Source organism: Streptomyces virginiae (genome assembly GCF_040638905.1).
In the GTDB taxonomy this organism is placed as follows: domain Bacteria; phylum Actinomycetota; class Actinomycetes; order Streptomycetales; family Streptomycetaceae; genus Streptomyces; species Streptomyces virginiae_B.
Genome location: NZ_JBEZYV010000025.1, coordinates 1 through 17,091, shown reverse-complemented (window position 1 = coordinate 17,091; position 17,091 = coordinate 1). Strand labels below are relative to the sequence as shown.

The 17,091-nt window shown below is 71.0% G+C and carries 16 protein-coding genes and 1 pseudogene; 10 read left to right on the top strand and 7 right to left on the bottom strand.

Features of this window, described 5'->3' with window-relative positions; translation table 11 throughout:
* Positions 1–17: 17 nt before the first annotated feature.
* Positions 18–1,232 carry a glycosyltransferase gene (locus AB0F82_RS27530; RefSeq protein WP_362632153.1) on the top strand — a complete coding sequence of 405 codons (1,215 nt, stop codon included), beginning with the start codon at positions 18–20 and terminating at the stop codon, positions 1,230–1,232.
* 122 nt (positions 1,233–1,354) lie between these two features.
* Here the strand turns inward: AB0F82_RS27530 and AB0F82_RS27525 are convergent, their stop codons facing one another.
* The 4 genes from AB0F82_RS27525 to AB0F82_RS27510 form a co-directional block, all read right to left on the bottom strand.
* On the bottom strand, positions 1,355–1,951 hold the full coding sequence (locus AB0F82_RS27525; RefSeq protein ID WP_362632152.1) for a hypothetical protein: 597 nt from the start codon (positions 1,949–1,951) through the stop codon (positions 1,355–1,357).
* Positions 1,948–3,756, bottom strand: a complete 1,809-nt coding sequence (locus tag AB0F82_RS27520; protein ID WP_362632151.1) for an alpha/beta hydrolase — start codon at positions 3,754–3,756, stop codon at positions 1,948–1,950. Before AB0F82_RS27520 ends, AB0F82_RS27525 begins: the two co-directional genes overlap by 4 nt.
* Positions 3,753–4,193, bottom strand: coding sequence for a hypothetical protein (locus AB0F82_RS27515; protein ID WP_362632150.1), 441 nt, complete (start codon positions 4,191–4,193; stop codon positions 3,753–3,755). The genes AB0F82_RS27520 and AB0F82_RS27515 overlap by 4 nt, the downstream gene beginning before the upstream one ends.
* Positions 4,194–4,379: 186 nt before the next feature.
* A complete protein-coding gene (locus AB0F82_RS27510) occupies positions 4,380–4,652 on the bottom strand; it encodes an SH3 domain-containing protein (RefSeq protein WP_362632148.1) in 273 nt (90 codons plus the stop codon).
* Positions 4,653–5,061: 409 nt separating this feature from the next.
* On the opposite strand from AB0F82_RS27510, the gene AB0F82_RS27505 reads away from it, so the two are divergent.
* A complete protein-coding gene (locus AB0F82_RS27505; RefSeq protein ID WP_362632146.1) occupies positions 5,062–6,765 on the top strand; it encodes a M4 family metallopeptidase in 1,704 nt (567 codons plus the stop codon).
* A gap of 16 nt (positions 6,766–6,781) precedes the next feature.
* On the top strand, positions 6,782–8,740 hold the full coding sequence (locus AB0F82_RS27500) for a M28 family metallopeptidase (RefSeq protein WP_362632144.1): 1,959 nt from the start codon (positions 6,782–6,784) through the stop codon (positions 8,738–8,740).
* A 27-nt stretch (positions 8,741–8,767) separates the two neighbouring features.
* On the opposite strand, the gene AB0F82_RS27495 is transcribed toward AB0F82_RS27500, so the two are convergent.
* Together AB0F82_RS27495 and AB0F82_RS27490 are read right to left on the bottom strand one after the other, a co-directional pair.
* Entirely contained in the window at positions 8,768–9,298 is a 531-nt protein-coding gene (locus tag AB0F82_RS27495) for a hypothetical protein (protein ID WP_362632142.1), read from the bottom strand.
* A gap of 74 nt (positions 9,299–9,372) precedes the next feature.
* Positions 9,373–9,660 (bottom strand): hypothetical protein, encoded by a 288-nt coding sequence (locus tag AB0F82_RS27490; protein WP_362632141.1) that lies wholly within the window; start codon positions 9,658–9,660, stop codon positions 9,373–9,375.
* Positions 9,661–10,088: 428 nt separating this feature from the next.
* Here AB0F82_RS27490 and AB0F82_RS27485 point away from each other — a divergent pair, with 428 nt between their 5' ends.
* Positions 10,089–10,601, top strand: coding sequence for an NUDIX hydrolase (locus AB0F82_RS27485; protein WP_362632139.1), 513 nt, complete (start codon positions 10,089–10,091; stop codon positions 10,599–10,601).
* 408 nt (positions 10,602–11,009) lie between these two features.
* Here the strand turns inward: AB0F82_RS27485 and AB0F82_RS27480 are convergent, their stop codons facing one another.
* Entirely contained in the window at positions 11,010–11,213 is a 204-nt protein-coding gene (locus AB0F82_RS27480; protein WP_362632137.1) for a hypothetical protein, read from the bottom strand.
* 327 nt (positions 11,214–11,540) lie between these two features.
* On the opposite strand from AB0F82_RS27480, the gene AB0F82_RS27475 reads away from it, so the two are divergent.
* The 6 genes and pseudogenes from AB0F82_RS27475 (at position 11,541) to AB0F82_RS27450 (ending at position 16,954) form a co-directional block, all read left to right on the top strand.
* Positions 11,541–12,350, top strand: coding sequence for an SGNH/GDSL hydrolase family protein (locus tag AB0F82_RS27475; protein ID WP_362632135.1), 810 nt, complete (start codon positions 11,541–11,543; stop codon positions 12,348–12,350).
* 110 nt (positions 12,351–12,460) lie between these two features.
* Positions 12,461–13,036 (top strand): hypothetical protein, encoded by a 576-nt coding sequence (locus tag AB0F82_RS27470; protein WP_362632134.1) that lies wholly within the window; start codon positions 12,461–12,463, stop codon positions 13,034–13,036.
* 643 nt (positions 13,037–13,679) lie between these two features.
* Complete coding sequence (locus tag AB0F82_RS27465; RefSeq protein WP_362632132.1) at positions 13,680–14,309, top strand: flavodoxin family protein; 630 nt, start codon at positions 13,680–13,682, stop codon at positions 14,307–14,309.
* A 35-nt stretch (positions 14,310–14,344) separates the two neighbouring features.
* Positions 14,345–15,238 carry an SDR family oxidoreductase gene (locus tag AB0F82_RS27460; protein ID WP_362632131.1) on the top strand — a complete coding sequence of 298 codons (894 nt, stop codon included), beginning with the start codon at positions 14,345–14,347 and terminating at the stop codon, positions 15,236–15,238.
* Positions 15,235–16,236, top strand: coding sequence for a PHP domain-containing protein (locus AB0F82_RS27455; protein ID WP_362632129.1), 1,002 nt, complete (start codon positions 15,235–15,237; stop codon positions 16,234–16,236). The genes AB0F82_RS27460 and AB0F82_RS27455 overlap by 4 nt, the downstream gene beginning before the upstream one ends.
* A 158-nt stretch (positions 16,237–16,394) precedes the next feature.
* Positions 16,395–16,954: pseudogene (locus AB0F82_RS27450) on the top strand (hemerythrin domain-containing protein).
* Positions 16,955–17,091 lie beyond the last annotated feature (137 nt).

Below are 17,091 nucleotides of genomic sequence, written 5' to 3'. Positions count from 1 at the left end.
ACGAGAACGGAAAACGCATGAACGTCTTGCTGATGGCGTACGGATCGCGCGGGGACATCGAACCACTGGCCGGACTCGCGGTGGAGTTGCGTGCGCTCGGCGCGAAGGTGCGGGTGTGCGCACCCCCGGACGAGGACTTCGCGCAGCGGTTGGCAGGGATCGGTGTGCCGATGGTGCCCGTCGGCCCGTCGGCCCGCGCGCTGATGAAGGCGGCCCCGCAGCCGTCGTCCCTTCCCCAGCGCGCCGCCGAGATCATCGCGAGCCAGTTCGAAGCGGGGCTTCCGGTGGCTGAGGGCTGCGACGTGGTGCTCGCGACCGGCGCGATGCCCGCCGCGGCCGGAGCCCGGTCGGTGGCTGAGAAGCTCGGCATTCCGTCGGTGTCCGTCACCTTCCAGCAGCTCACCCTGCCGTCACCGCGGCGCGCGCCGCTGGCGTACCCGGGCCGGCCGTTCCCCCCGGAGGTGACCGACAACCGGGCGTTGTGGGACCTGGACGCCCAGAACATCAACGCGCTGTTCGGCGAGGCGCTGAACACGAACCGGGCGTCGTTCGGTCTGCCGCCGGTGGAGAACGTCCGCGACTACGTCTTCGGCGAGCGGCCGTGGCTGGCGACGGACCCGGCGCTCGACCCGGCGCAGGAGGGGCTCGGCTTCGACATCGTCCAGACCGGCGCGTGGATCCTGCCCGACCGCAACCCGCTCCCGCCCGAGCTCGTGGCGTTCCTGGACGCCGGTGCGCCGCCCGTGTACGTGGGCTTCGGCAGCATGCCCCTCCACGCGTCGAAGGACGCCGCCCGGGTGGCGATCGAGTCGGTCCGGGCCCAGGGCCGGCGCATCATCGTGTCCAGCGGCTGGGCCGACCTGACCCTGATCGACGACCGGGCCGACTGCTTCGTGGTCGGCGAGGTCAACCACCAGGCGCTGTTCGGCCGGGTGGCCGCCGTCGTCCACCACGGCGGCGCGGGCACCACGACGACGGCCACCCGGGCGGGCGCACCTCAGGTCGTGGTCCCGCAGATGGCCGACCAGCCCTACTGGGCGGGCCGGGTGGCCGAGTTGGGCATCGGCGTGGCGCACGACGGTCCGGCGGTCACGTTCGAGTCCCTGGCGGCCGCGCTCCGGACGGCTCTGGCCCCCGAAACCCGCGCCCGGGCAACGGCCGTGGCCGGCGCGGTCCGCACCGACGGAGCAGCTGTGGCGGCCGAACTCCTCCTCGCCACGGCCGCCCGGTAAACGGCCGGACACGACCTGAGCGGTGTCGCCGGAGGCAGGTTGCCCTGGTTCTCCGGGCGGAAGACCAGGGCCTCCCCGGCGTCGTAGCTCCACGCCCCGCCGACGCCGACGGGCAGAGTCGCTCAGGGCGCGGGGGTGGAGCCCGGCACCGGGGTTTCGGCGGACCAGAAGTCGGAGCGGACGTTGGGGGCGGGGATGGCGGTTTCGCCTTCGTACGTGGCGCCGTTCGCCACCTTGGTCGGTGCTGCCACCTTGGAATTCTTCACACAGGGGCTGGTGACTTCGAAGAAGGCCTGCCCCTGGTGGCCGAAGAGGACCATGATGCCGAAGCCGTCCGGGGACGTGGCGACGATCTCGGGCATGTCCTTGTCCGGATTCACCGTCTTGATCTGGTACCCGCTCGCCTTCCAGAAGTTCTCGACCACACCGAGGAAGTTGCCGCGGCGCTGCTCGGAGACGACCGTCATCACCGTCCAGTAGCGCGTCACGTCGCAGCTGCCGGCCGTCGTGGTGTCGTGGACCCATTCGATGTCCGGCTTGATCGCCCCGACCGTCGCGTAGAACATCGCGTCGGCACGCTCCGCCGCTCCCTGCATGTCCATGCCTGCCACTGCTCCTCGCCCGTCCTTGGTGCCGTCCGTCGGTCCGCATCCGGCCAGCAGCGCGCCGGCCACGGCCAGCGCGCAGGTCAGGCGAATGGTCCGGGTGATGCGCTTCATCGGTATTCTTCCCTCACGATTTTCTCAGGCTGTCCGGCGACGATCCTGGCGATGTTGTTCGCCGACGTCTGGTCCTTCTCCGGAGTGAAGTACTGGGAGTGGGCGTCGAAGCCTCCGCCGTCGAAGACCATCCTCGGCCCGTCGTCGACCAGGAAGCGCTGTGCCCCGAAGGCCTTGCTCGCCGGGTCCTTGCCGAAGTACACGTCGTCGTTGCCGATGTCGAAGAGGTCACGTCCGACCCCCACGCCCACCGGGCCTCCCAGCAACCAGCCGAGCGCCGCCTCGTCCTTCGAGGGCAGGTGGGTGACCGGGTCGTTGTCGGCGGCGCCGACGAACACGTGGTCCTTGCCCACGCCGAGCTCCGTCGCCTTCTGCGCGTCCACGCCGGGGCTGCCGAGCAGGATCACGTCGTCGACGCCCGGGATGCCGCCGGACTGCTTGGCGGCCGTGCCCACGGTGAGGGAGCCGTAGGAATGCCCGATCGCCGTCACGTGCGGGTCCGGGTTCTGGTTCGTCGCCGAGAGGCCCGCCATGAACTGGTTGTACGCCGGGGCGCCCCGCTGCGCGTCGCCCCTCGTCATCACGTCCACGTTCTGCGGGGCGTCGTAGCCCAGCCAGACGATCGAGGCACTGGACGGGTCCAGGCGCTGGGCGCCCTTGGCCGTGTCCTGGGCCCGCTTCATCGTGTCGGTGACGAACTCGTCGTTGAGCCTGGTACTGAGGCCGGGGACGTACGCCGACACGTTCTTGGAGGTGTCGGGGTTGCCGTACGAGACGATCGCGCGCCCGTTGCCCTCGTCTCCGATGCCCAGGAGGAACATGGGCGGGCGGCTGGGCTCGTTCAGCTTGTCCTGGATCCCGCGGAGGGCGCTGAGCTTGGTCTCCGCGTCGTCGCCGCCGTGCCGCGCCAGGTCGTCGATGAGCACGGGCAGGTAGTTGCGGTTCGCCTCGTCACGGGCGACCGCCGGAATGCCGTCCAGGCTGCCGACCAGGTCCGGGGCGATCTCCAGGTACTCCTGGCGCTGTTCCTCGGTCAGGCCGTCCCACCACTTCTTGCGCTCCGCGGGGCTCTTGTCCTCGGGGACGCTCTCGCCGAGGTACGTGCCGGCGGCGGAGCGGACGTCGGAGGTGTCGCGGAAGACGTCCTTCAGCGTGGCCTCGGTGACGTCGAGGCCCTTCTCCGCCTTCAGGCCGTTGAGGGTCTTCGCGTACCGGGCGTCTATCTCCTGTGCGGACCGTACGGCCCGGGCCACGCGGTCGGCCACGTCCTGCGCCTTCGCCGCGTTCGGGTTCAGCGGCTTGAAGCCCGAGTAGCCGGGGTACAGCGGCGACTGGCCCTGCTGGCCGAAGCCGGGCGGTTCCAGCGGGAGGCGGGAGCTGCCCTGGACCTTGCTGCCCGGGGCCTCCTTCTTCGCCCCGGTCAGGTCCTCGACCTCGACGGCCGGGTAGCTGACGGAACCGTCGTCGTGGACGGTGAAGTTCAGGGCGGCGGCGTCCGCGAGCGCCTGCTTCAACTGGGTCTGGGGCTCGGCGAGATCGCTGGCGAGCCCGTTGAGCGCCGTACGGACGAGCCCGCACTCGCTGTGCAGGTATTGGAAGTTGCGGCTGAGGCGTTGGAGCCTGCCGAGGGCCGCCTCCGCCGACTCGCTCTTCTGGGTCTCGCGGAGCTTCGCGGACATCGCGCGGTCGACCCGTACGCGGTCGGAGTCCGAGCGGTCAGAGACCTCGTGCCACTTGTCGCCCGCGTCCGTGAACTCGGAGGTCTTGAGGTCGCGCAGTTGCTTCCAGGTGAGGGTTCCGGTCATCGCTTCTCGTCCGCCTTGGAGCCGCCGTCGACGCCCTTGAAGGACGTCTCGATCGCGGCGTCCGTCTCGCCCATCTCCTTGGCGACCTTCAGCAGGGTCCCCTTGAGCTGCTCGCACTCGTCCCGCACGGACTGAAGGCGTTCCTCCCAGGACGTCAGCACGCTCTTGAGCGCGGCGACGGAGCTGAGGCCGGCGGCCCCCGTGTCGACGCCCTCGTGGCCGGGCCCGAGCGCCGCGCGGCTCGTCTCCGTGCTGGTGCGCAGGTCGCCGGCGGTGCTGGAGGCGCTGGTCCAGGGACCCTTGCTGTGCTTGAGGTCCGGGGCCCCGCCCCCACCGCCCCCGCCGCCCCCGGAGTCGGGGGCCGTCGAGGCGAGCTTCATCGCGGGCCCGCCGTCCATCGGTCCGAACAGCTCCTGCCAGCGCTCCGAATAGGACACGGCTCCCCCGTCTACGTCTGCGTTCCGCTCCTGCGCCCCGAGAGACTAACGCAGGTCACGCACGTGTGTGCGATCGGGAACGGGTTACGCGGACGGGTCTCCCGTACCGCCCCCGATCCGTCCCGGGGGGAGCCGCGGCGGGCTGCCCCCGGGACGGCGTCGGTCGGGTCGCGGGCCGACCCGCCGTCAGCCCTGGGGGGCGGCCGGCTGGGCGTCCTTGGAGAGCGGCACCTCTCCGGTGTTGTCGACGTGGCGGGCGGAGACCCACACGGCCTGGTCGCGCAGCAAGTACCAGATGCTGTTTCCGTCGATGGTCTGCGCGTGCACCTTGCTGTGGAGGCCGACTTCGGCGCCGTGGTTCAGGTTGCCGACGAGGGACGAGTCGGTACTGGGATACCTCCGCAGGTTGACGCCGCTGCTGCTGACGACCTTGCCGAACGGCTGAGCTGGACTGGGCATCTTGACCTCCACGGGAACGCCTGTGCGGCGGGACGTAGTCCGGTGTGCGGACGGGTTGTCTGCACGGTAGAGCCAATGCCCGTCGGGGAGCCGGAGGCGTGCGGGGCACCAGGACGACCGGCGACCGGGCATCATCCCGTTGGTCCGTCGTCGCCCCTGCTTCAACGATCCAGCAGGACAATGATGACAGTTCAATTACTCGGCGTAATGGACTGCGCCGGCTCCGACCACTGTCGCGAAGAGCGCGGCAGGCCGACATGCGACGCGTGGCAGGGCTCGATGGCCCGCAGGCCGGATCGTGACCCGGTGGCCGCCTCCGCCTTCCGGTTGCCCCGTTCATCACGTTGCGTGACGATCGAAGAAGGGGTAAGGCGTCAAGGCGGGCGGGGCGGCGAAAGGGGTTGCGGCGATGTCAGACTTGGAACGGTATCGCTATCACGTTGCCGACGACCCGGAGGTGCGCGGCACGCATCTGGGCCGCGAGAGGGTGCGCGGCATGTCGGCGACCGACGGCGAAGAGGGCCCGCAGGCGTTCAACTCGGCCGAGTCCGCTGCGCGGTTCTACCTGGCCGAGAAACTCGCCCGGGAGGAGTCACCGGGGCTGCGTCACGCGGTCCGGGAGGACCGGCCCGAGCGGGTTCCCGATCTGGCCCTGCTCGAGGCGCCGCGCCGTCAGGCCGGTATGGGCACCACTTTGGTCCGCTTCGAGCAGACGCAGCAGGAGATCCCCATCTTCGGCACCGAGGCGCTGGTCGAGATAGACGAGGACCAGCGGTTGGTTTCGATGGACTGCCGTCTCGGTGAGGTGAGCGGTGTCGGCTCCGTGCCGGAGCTGTCCGGGACGGACGCGCTGGAACGCGTCAAACAGGCGACGGGGAGCACGGTCGCCGCCGAGGACCTGCCGCCCGCGACGCTGGCCTACGTCGAACAGGACGACGGCTGGCACCTGGCCTGGCACCTGCGTGAGGTGCCGGCGCAACTGCCGGCCATGCGCCGTGAGCCGGGCGGCCGCGGCCACGGACTCGGCCGGTCCCCGCGTGAGGACTCCCCGCTCACCGGTTACCTCGTCGACGCGTTCTCCGGCGAGATCCTCCGGTCCTACGGGATGACGCCGACGGTGATGGTGCCGACGCGGCTGGAGGGCGAGGACGAGGCCAGCGTCCACCACAGGTTCCACGGCAGCCGGCAGAACGGCTCGTACCTTCTGGATGACCGGTGGCGGCAGATCACCACCTATGACCTGGCCTTCGCCGACCTCGCACAGGCCGCCGCGCTCCCGGCCTCGGCGATCGGTTCTTCGCAGGCCGACTTCGGCACCGACCACCGGGCCGGTGTCTCGGCCCACGTCAACGCCGAGCGGGTGGCCAGGTTCTACCGCGACCAGCTGTACCGCAACGGCATCGACGACGCCGAGATGGACCTGACCTCGGCGGTCAACTGCACCTACAGCGAGGACGGGCCGGGGCCCGAGTGGGTCAACGCCGTCTGGTGGAAGGGGCGGATGTGGTACGGCCAGGTCTCCGTGGACGCCCGCCTGGTCAGTCTGGCCCGCCATCTGGACGTCATCGCGCACGAGCTGACCCACGGCGTCATCGAGACCTCCAGCAACCTCGTCTACCAGGACCAGTCCGGCGCCCTGAACGAGTCGCTGGCCGACACGATGGGCATCATCATCGCCAACTGGTACCAGGCGCCCGACCGCGACGACGTGCTCACCTGGACCTGGGAACTCGGCGTCGGGCTGGGCGGCAACGGGCTGCCGCTGCGCGACATGAGCGACCCCGCCCGCACCGGCGACCCCAGCCATATGAGCGAATACCTGCGCACCACGGGCGACAACGGCGGTGTCCACACCAACAGCAACATCCACAACAAGGCGATGCACCACCTGCTCACCTCCGTGGACGCCGCGGGCACGCCGGTCCTCACCGTCGAGGAGTGGGCCCTGCTGGTCTATCTCGCCTTCGTACGCCTGCTGAGGCTGTCGAGCTTCGCGGACATGCGCCAGGCCCTGCGGGACGTCACCAACACGTATCTCGCCGGCAACACCGCCGCACGGACGGGCGCTCTGAAGGCGGTCGACGACGCCTACCAGAGTGTCGGCATCACATAGAAGCGGATGAGTCGAGATGACCACAATCTTCTTCGACATCGGGGCGACCTTGGCGGACGGCCGTCTCGAAGCGGACGGATCCTGGCTGTTGCGTCCCCGCCCCCGCATCACGCAGGTTCTCGACGCTTTCCCGGAAGTGCCCAAGGGCATCATCTCCGACCCGGGCACCGAGCCGGATGCGGCCTCGCAGATCGCGGAAGCCCTCCATGAGGCGTTCCCCGGCCGGTTCCCGGACGACCACCTCATCCACTTCGGCCCCAAGACCAGCCGCACGATCTTCGACGACGCGGTCGGGAGCACGGGCGGCGCGGCCGACGACTGCGTCTTCGTGGGCGAGGACCCTGACGAGCGCGCCTTCGCCCGCACGGCGGGCATGCGCACCGCACCCCACCCCGTCTTCACCCGGGCCGCCATCGAGAACCGCCCCGTCTTCTGGACGAGGATCGACGTGCCCGAAGCCGGGGCCCTGGGCGTGCTGGAGTCGGTGGCGAACGGCACGGAGGCCGTTGCCGTGCACGTCGCCTCCCCGCGGCTCGTGCTCGCGATGGCGAGCGCACTCGGGATCGAGGCGCTGCAACAGGCCGGGTTCACCACCGACGTCCGGGGACAGGTGGAGGACACTGCGGCGTTCCTGATCAGGGACGACCGCTCGGTCCCCGTGCCGGAGGCCTTCGCGGGCGCCTCGGACGAGTCCCGGACGACGACCGAAGGGGCCATGCGCGCCACGGCCGCGTTCTGCTTCGTCGCCGGCGAGCTCACCGGGTACCCGGGGCAGATCACGTCGCTCGGGCCGGCACCCGGCGGGGTGTACGTCGCCGCGCCCGCCGGTGTCCCGATCGAGGAGGTGCACACGCCGGGAGCCAAGCCCGGACACACCGAGCGCCTGCTGCCGGACCCGGCGCTCCTGTCACGCCCCGGTGAGACGCAGGCCGAGGAGTTCACCGCGGCCCTGCCCGCCGGGTTCGACGAGGAGGCGGGCAACGGTCTCCCCTCCCCCGAAACGCTCGCGGCCGTACACGCGTCCGTGACGCCCGAGGTGCTGCGTGCTCACGTGGCACGCATCTCCGGCGTCGAACCGCTGGTCCCGGGCGAGCCGCTGAAGGTCCGCAGCCGTGACGCGGCACACGCCGACAACGGGCTCGTCGTGGACGCGCTGGTCCGGCACTTCCAGGATCTGGGGCTGGTGGTCCGACGGCACTCGTTCAAGTGGCGGGGACACCGGTTGTTCAATGTCGAGGCGGAGCACCGCGTCGAGGGGGCCGACTCCGCCGTTCTCATCACGGGACATCTGGATTCGACGGCGGAGAGCGGTGATTTCGTCGACGCGAACGGCGATCCCCGCCGCTACGACCCCAGGGTGGACCCGGCGCCCGGCGCGGACGACGACGGGAGCGGCACGGCGGCGGTCATGGCCGCGGCGGAGTGTCTGCACGCGCTCGTCGAGGAGGGCAGGGAGCCGACGCGTCACGTTCGTTTCGTCCTCTTCAACGCCGAGGAACAGGGGCTCTTCGGAAGCAAACGCTACGCGCGCGCCGCGGCTGCGGCGGACGACCGCATCGCGGGCGTCTTCCAGATGGACATGATCGCCGGCCTGCAGGACGGCAGCCCGCCCGCGGTGGAGATCCACGCGGGATCCTCCGTACCGGGGCCGGTCGTGGCCGCCTCCGACGCGCTCGGTGACCTGGTCGCGCAGACCGTCCCTGCCATCGCCTCCGGCTTCGCGGTCCAGCAGCTCACCGGACCCGGGGACCCCGCTTTGGGGCGGAGCGACCACGCGAGTTTCCACGAGCGGGGATGGGCGGCGATCGCCGTCTCCGAAGACCTCTTCCGTCCCGACGGCAGCCAGGGCGCAACCGGCACCCGGAAGTACCACACGCCCGGCGACACCCTCCTCGACGAGGACCACGACACGCAGTACGCGACCGCGATCGCCCGCTCCGTCACCGCCACCGCCCTGACCTTCGCGGGCCTGTAACGGCGAGGGCGGCAGGCTGCCGCCGCGTCACGGCCGGACCGCTCGGACGTGGGCCGCCGAGAGGTGGAGTTCGTACGGCATGGAGCAGTCGGAGGAGAGGGTCGCGACGAGGGTTCCGCAGGCGCACACCTGGTTCATTCCGCCGTCCGGACTGGCTCCGCAGCAGGCTGGGGCCGCGTGCTCCAGTTCCAGGCCGTGGGCGTCGTCCGGGTTGACGACGATGTTGCCCCGCGGCCCCCGCGACACCAGCAACTTCCCGTCCGCGTTCCAGTGCTGCCCCTGACGCGGCATCACCGGTCCTGGTACCTCGGCGACGACCAAGGGCGCACCGTACGGTTCCGTCTCGATCGCGTAGCGGCCGGACGGCACGGTCGCCGGCAATGGACGGGGCTCGTCGGCCTCCGACCAGGCGTGGTACGGGGCTTCGGGGACCGCGGGCAGCCGGGTCAGCGGTCCGGTCAGCGCAACGCCGCACTTCGCGCACACGAACGCCACGGCCCCGGCTTCCGGGGCCGTGCCCGCCATGTCCTGCCCCTGGTCAGTCACCTGGTCCGTCACCTGGTCCGTCTCCTTCCGCACAGGCCGACCCTACGCGGCCGCCGCAACCCGCACCCGCCCAGGGCGTGCCCGCTTCAGGGCAGGTCTCGGAGCCGCTCGTGCTGCAGCTGCATGAGGGCGGCCGGAATCGGGTCCGTCTCCAACGAGGTGAGGTGGACCGCCAGTGACCCGGCGGTGCGCACTATCGTCATGGCCTGTCCCTTGCCGGGGTCTTCGGTGCTGACGGTGGAGAAGGCGAGGGATTCGTCCCCGATCCCGTCCGACGGCAACGCCGTGAGAATGCCCCGCTCCTTCCAGCCCCGCTGGGAGGAACCGCGAAGTCCTTGCACGTGGAGACGGCCGCCCTCAGCTCGCTCATCCACGCCTTCGCCTCACCCTCCGGGTGGCTGGTGAGTACGACGCTCCCACCCCCGGCGGCCCCGTCCCGGGCGTCGAGGGATGCCCAGGCGGTACCGGTGGCCTCGTGCTCGGGCGTGACGCTCCGCAGGTCCGCCAGCGGCTGGCAGGCGGGATCGGCCGCCGTGACCACGTCCACGTCCTCCAGCAGGGGCTCACTCTGGGGCAACGCCTCGAATCCGGAGTGCTTCCCGCTCAGTACGGCGTCAGAAAGCTCCGCGGAAGTGAGCGGCGTGCCCCCTTTCCCGCCCGTCTCCCCGCCGGTACAACCGGCCGCCGCGGAAGACAGGGCGAGGAGCGCGCCGCTCCCCGTATGAAGCCGCGCACGCCGATCTCCCCCACCCGTCGAACCATGAAGATCGCAGTCTGCCAGGGCGGGCCTACGCTGTCGGGCATGGCTACCCGTGACCCGTCATTCATCGTCGCCGACGACATCGAGGTGCCCGTTCCCGCGGCGGGCGAGGTGTGGACCGTCGGCGCCGTCATCCTCAACCGGGACGGCGCGGCCTTCGCCCAGAAGCGGAGCCCGGACCGGCGGCTCTTCCCCGACACCTGGGACATCGTGGGCGGCCACGTCGAGGCCGGCGAAACGGTCTTGGAAGCCCTCGCGCGCGAGGTCGAGGAGGAGACCGGCTGGCGCCTGAGCCGCGTTCGGCGGTTCCTCGGCACCACGACCTGGACGGGGGACGACGGCGGCGGCCTCCGTCACGAGGCCGACTACCTCGTCGAGGTCGACGGCGACCTGGACGCCCCCGCGCTGGAATGGTCCAAGCACTCCGCCTACGGCTGGTTCGGCTGCGACGACCTCGACCGCCTCAAGGAGAACCGCGGGCCCGGGGAGTTCCTGATCCACGACCTCGTCGCACGAGCCCTTGAGGGGCGCCCGGGCCATTGCCAACGCCCTTAGCGGCTGTCCGGGGCCCGTTCCTCGTACTGGCGCACCTCGTCGATCACGCGGTGCAGGAGGCTGCGGGCGGCGGAGATGTCGGCCGTGGCGATGTCTGCGGTCAGCACCTCGTGGACGTCGAGACGTCAAGGCCAAAGGGTGCCCGCGTCGAGCCTCGGGCCCCAGGAGCCCGCGGCCCCTCCTCCATCAAGGCGCCGCGCACTCAACCGCTACGGCTGACCGTGCTTCCCCCACGCAGCGACGGAAGGCCGGCCTGAGCCCCCGTCGTGCCCCACGGCTGCTCGGCTGCTCCGCGTTTCGCACAAGGCATGGTCGCCGGACGCGAACGGCACGGTCTACAGCGCGTCAGCGGGGAGGGAAAGCGGTGGGCGCGGGTCCGGGCACTCGTCGGCGGGCCGAGGGAGGTCTTCAGATCTCGTCGCCTTCCGTGGCCGGTTCGGCCGGCGGTCCGGCGGCCAGCAGTCGTTCGACGGCGGCAGTTACGTGGGCGGCGAGGTCGGCCGCGTCCGGCTCCGCTTCCGCAGCGCCGCCCAGGTAGTTCACGATCGCGGCTTCGATGACCGTGCGCAGGGCTTCGCTGTCGGTACCGGTGGCGTGCACGGGACGGCTCATGGGCTGCTCCTCCAAGGCGACGGGGCCGGGCGGCGGCATCGGACCGGCCAACCCACCCATCATCGCGCCACCGACCACGTCCATCCCTGGTCGAGCGCGCACGCCGGGCCGCCTGCGGCTCTGTGATGCGGACGAAGTCGGCCACCCCGGCCGCGGCGGCGGCTTCCCGGGCAGGACGGGCCGTAGCGCGCAGGGCGCAGGGCGCAGCCAAGCTCGCGGAAACAAACAAACCATTGCCCACACCTATCGCCAGGGGCTCCTGCGCTGCTAGAAGAGTGACGCTTCAACAACTCCTGTTCCCCACAACACATCGAGGAGTTACTTGTCATGTTCGCGACACGCGCAAGACGGGTTCTGCCCGCTCTGCTGGCCCTTGTGGCCGCGACGACTCTCGGTCTGGCACAGCAGGCCTCCGCAGCCCCGGCGGCGGGAGGGCGCTTCGTCGCTCTCGGCGACTCGTACTCCTCAGGGGTGGGCGCCGGAAGCTACCTGTCCGACAGCGGCAGCTGCCAGCGCAGCAGCAAGGCCTACCCGTCCCTGTGGGCGGCGGCCAATGCCCCGGCCTCGTTCTCGTTCACCGCCTGTTCGGGAGCCACGACCGGTACGGTCAAGAGCAACCAGCTGAGCCCGCTCAACAGTTCGACCACGCTCGTCAGCGTCACCGCCGGCGGTAACGACGTGGGGTTCGCGAACGTCATGCAGACCTGTGTCCTGCAGAGCGAGGCGACCTGCCTGAGCGCCGTGGACAACGCCATCGGGCAGATCAACGGCACCCTGCCCGGGAGCCTTTCGTCCCTGTACGGCGCCATCCGCGGCAAGGCCCCCCAAGCTCACGTCGTCGTCCTGGGCTATCCCCGCTTCTACCAGCTCAACGGCAATTGCATCGCCGGCCTGAGCGAAGGCGAACGGGCTGCGATCAACCGGGGCAGCGACGCTCTCAACGGGATGCTCGCGAAGCAGGCCGCCAACGCGGGATTCACCTACTCCAGCGTCGTGGACGAGTTCACCGGCCACGAGATCTGCTCGGGCGCAGCATGGCTGCACAGCGTCTCGGTGCCCGTCTCCAACAGCTATCACCCCACGGCCGCCGGCCACTCCGGCGGATACCTGCCGGCCTTCCGGTCCGCCGCCATGTGACCGTTCCCGCCAACCCACCCGGGGTCTGCCACGCTCACAGGTCCACGCGGGTAGACCGCCGTCAAGCACCGCTCCCCACTTCCGCGATCCGCACCCGGAGGAAAAGCTTCATGAAGACCACCAACCCTCCCGCCGGCCCCCGGGCCGGCGACTCGGCCCAACTCCGCACACGCAGAGGGACGCTCCGCTCCGTCCTCACCGCCCTCGCCCTCGTCCTCGGGGCGCTCTTCGCTCCCGGCGCCGGGGTCATCGGCGGGGCCGGCGAAGCCCAGGCGGCCACCAAGATCAGCCACGCCACCGCGACCTCCATGTTCCGCAGCTCCGCCATCACCTGGTCATCCTCCGGCGGCTGCTCGGACCGCAACAACCCGACCTGCACGTCCTTCGAGCAGCTCAACCTCGCCACGGCGAAGGGCGCCCAGACCCTCAAGAGCGCCAGCGGCTGCTCCCTGAACATCACCGGCGGCACCGAGACGGGCCACGCCGGCGGCACCTACTCGCACTGGAACGGCTACAAGCTCGACTTCAGCAAGTACACGTGCGTCGGGAACTACATCAAGAACACGTTCACCTACATCGGCGTGCGCGGTGACGGCGCCCCGCAGTGGAAGTCCGGAGCGGGCAACATCTACGCCGACGAGGGCAACCACTGGGACGTGACGTTCTACAACTGCGGCGGCTGCTGAGCCGCAGCGCTCTGCGCAGCGTCTGGCGGTGTCGCGTTCCCCCAACCCGGCGCCGGTCCCGACACCCCTCGGGGGTCGGAACCGGCGCCGTGTCAGCGTCCCCGGCAAGCATCCCTGGCAACCGCCGCGTACCGCCGGGGAACGGCCATCGGCGACGCGTCCACGTAGGAAGGGCAGTTCAAGCAGCCGGCCGGCTCGGCGAAGTCGGCCACGACGTGGCAACCCCCCGGCGGCAGCGCCGCCGGGGGGCGCGAGACAGCCGTGACCTCTTGGCCCGATGCTCGCCCAGACCCTGCGCACGCGGTCCGGATAGTACGTGGCGGCGTCCTCGGCGAAGGTGTGAGCGGCGAGCGGCCGTGGCGGGAACGGCGTCGGGCAGCGCCCAGCGGTTCACCGGGCCGACGAGCCGGCCGAGTCGTCACCGCTGTCAGCGGCCACCGTGCTCCCGACCCGCCTGTGCAGGACCGGGCGCAGGCAGCAGAGGCCGTGGGACGGGTTGCCGACCTGCAAGGCAGGAGGACACCGCCGGATGGCGGACCCCGGATCCTCGGACCAGTAGGCGCCGCGGGCGGACCGACGCTCCATCGGGCGGGTGTCACCATGAGGGCGGTATACGGCATGACCGTCGGGGTAGCCGGATCACATGGACACCACGACCGCTACCACCTCCCTGCGCGCCGTTGCACTGGTCTGCACGCTTTCGCCGTCGCCGAAGCGGTCCAGCTCGCAGTTGCTGGCCGAGCAGGCCATGGCCGCCTTGGCTGATCACGGCGTCACCGGAAAGGTCATCCGGATCGCCGACCACGACGTCAAACCGGGTGTGGAGGTCGACATGGGAGACGGAGATGCCTGGCCGGAGATCCGCGACACGATCCTGGGCTGCGACATCCTGATCCTGTCCACACCGATCTGGCTGGGGCATCCCTCCAGCCTCGCCCAGCGCGTCCTGGAACGCCTCGACGCCGAACTCGGCGAAAGCGACGACGAAGGCCGCATGCTCACCTACGGCAAGGCCGCAGCCGTGTGCGTCGTCGGCAACGAGGACGGCGCCCACCACGTCAGCGCCGAACTCTTCCAGGGCCTGAGCGACGTCGGCTTCTCCCTCGCCCCGAACGCGGTCACCTACTGGGTCGGCGAGGCAATGCGGGGCACCGACTACCAGGACCTGGACAAGACCCCCGAGAAGACCGCGGCCACGACCAGGACCCTCGCCGCGAACACGGCGCACCTCGCGCGCCGTCTCAAGGCCGCCCCCTACCCGCCCTCTTCATGACCGTCGCCCACCCGACGAGCCGAAAGGAGTCCTCGATGACTTCCCACGAGCAGGCCCGCCTCACCGATCCGGTGGAGCTGTACCCCCGTCCGCCGTTTCCCGAGCAGGACCAGGACCACCCCGGCTCCACCGAGGCGATGGACCCCCGCCCCGACCACGGTGAGGACACCTACCAGGGCCACGACCTGCTCCAAGGGCGCAAGGCACTGGTCACCGGAGGGGACTCCGGAATCGGCCGGGCCGTCTGCCTGGCCTTCGCACGGGAGGGAGCCGATGTCGTCTTCACCCACCTGCCCGAGGAAGCCCAGGAGGCGGAGGCGACCGCCGGCCTGATCCGCCGGGCCGGCCGCACAGCGGTGGCCGTCGCCTGCGACATCCGGCACGAATCCGAGTGCACCGCCCTCGTCGACAAGGCAGTGGGCGAGCTGGGCGGCATCGACCTGCTCGTCAACAACGCCGCCTACCAGATGGCCCAGCCGGACGGGATCGAGGCGATCACCACCGAGCAGTTCGACCGGGTGATGAAGACCAACCTGTACGGGATGTTCTGGCTCACCAAGGCTGCCCTGGCCCACATGCCGCGGGGCGCCTCAGTGATCAATTCCGCTTCCGTGCAGGGCTACCAGCCCAGCCCGCACCTCCTCGACTACGCCATGACCAAGTCCGCGATCATCTCCTTCACCCACAGCCTGGCCCAGATGCTGGCAGAGCGCGGTATCCGGGCCAACGCCGTGGCGCCGGGGCCGGTCTGGACCCCTCTGATCCCGGCGACGATGCCCGACCCGACGAAGTTCGGCGAGCAGTCGCCGTTGGGCCGGCCGGCCCAGCCGGCGGAGATGGCACCCGCGTACGTCTTCCTCGCTTCCGACCAGGCCTCCTACATCACCGGCGAGATCGTCAACGCCACCGGCGGAACGCCCCTGCCATGACCCCGGACGAAGCTCTGCGCCGGATCGCCTTCCTCCTCGAATGGCGCGGAGCATCGCCGTACCGGGTGCGGGCCTTCCACACAGCGGCCGACGCCGTCCACGACCTGCCACCGGGCCCGGTGGACGCCGAACAGGCCGGACGACTGCGCGGGGTGGGCCCGGTCACCGCCGAGGTGATCGCCCAGGCATCGGTCGGCGCGGTACCGGACTACCTCGCCCGCCTGCAGTCCGAAGCCGAACCGGAGGCCCGCGCCGGCTGGGACCTCGCGGCCGCGAGCACCGGGGACTGCCACCTGCACTCCGACTGGTCGGACGGCGGCAGCCCGCTCGAGGCCATGGCCGACGCGGCCCGCGCCCTGGGCCACCAGTGGGCCGTCTTGACCGATCACTCGCCGCGGCTGACGATCGCCCACGGCCTGAGTCCCGAGCGGCTCGAAAGCCAGCTGGAGGCCGTGGCCGCCGTGAATGCCAGGACGGGCCCGGATTTTCGGCTGCTCACCGGCATCGAGTGCGACATCCTCGAGGACGGCTCACTCGACCAGGAGGAAGAGCTGCTCGGCAGGCTCGACATCGTAGTGGCATCCGTGCACTCCAAGCTCCGCTCGGAACCCGAGCCGATGACCGCCCGCCTGCTGGCCGCGGTGAGCGACCCGCACGTCGACGTCCTGGGGCACTGCACGGGACGGATCATCACCGGCCGGGGGCGCCCGCAGTCCCGCTTCGACGCCGAAGCCGTGTTCGCCGCGTGCGCGCGGGCCGGTACCGCTGTGGAGATCAACTGCCGGCCCGAGCGCCGCGACCCGCCGGACGGCCTGCTCGAGCAGGCCGCCGCCGCAGGCTGCCGGTTCGCCGTGGACACCGACGCCCACGCGCCAGAACAGCTGCACTGGCAGAGCACGGGTTACGCGCGCGCGGCCCGGAACGGCCTGGGACCGGACCGGCTGATCACGACCTGGCCACTCGGTCGGCTGCTGACCAGCAGAAGCGGCCGACCATGAGCCCCGCCTCTTCCGCCGGGCCACATCGGCCCCCTGACCAGGTGGCTGCCCCCTCCATGCGGGTGAGACGTTCCGAGCAGCCGGGCGCCCGCACGTCCGGCGGGGAAGCGATCGGGTCGGGCCGGAGCGACCCATCCACGAACACGCATGGAGACGACATGGGACACGGCGGAAACGTGATCGACGAGCTGATGGCCGACCACCGCGAGGTGGAGGAGATGTTCAGCCGCATCCAGGCCATGACCGGCACCGGTCAGGAACTCCGCGACCCATCGACGAGATCACCATCGAGCTGGTGCGGCACTCGGTCGCCGAGGAGCAGTACCTCTACCCGGCGGTGCGCGAGCACGTCGAGGGCGGCGACCGGATGGCGGACAAGGAGATCGAGGACCACAGCCGCGTCGAGAAGATCCTCAAGCAGCTGGAGAAGATGAACACCGACGACGCACAGATCAGCCCGCTCCTGCACCAGCTCATGGACGAGGTCGCCACCCACGTCCAGGACGAGGAGAGCAACCTCTTCCCCATGCTGCAGCGAGCCTGCACCCCGCAGCAGCTGGACGCTCTCGGTGACAAGATTCGCCGCGCCAAGGCCATGGCGCCCACCCGCCCGCACCCCGCCACCCCGAGCAGCCCCACCGCCAGCAAACTCCTCGCACCGGGCGCCGGCCTGGTGGACCGGGCTCGCGACTTCGTGACCGGCCGCGGCAAGTCCTGAACCCCGGCCTGGGGGGGGGGGGCCCGCGGGGGGGGGCCCCCCCCCCCCGGGGGGGGGGGGGGGGGGGGGGGGCGGGCCCCCCCCCGGGGGGGGGGGCGGGCCCCCACCCCCCGGGGGGCGGCGGGGGACACCCCCCG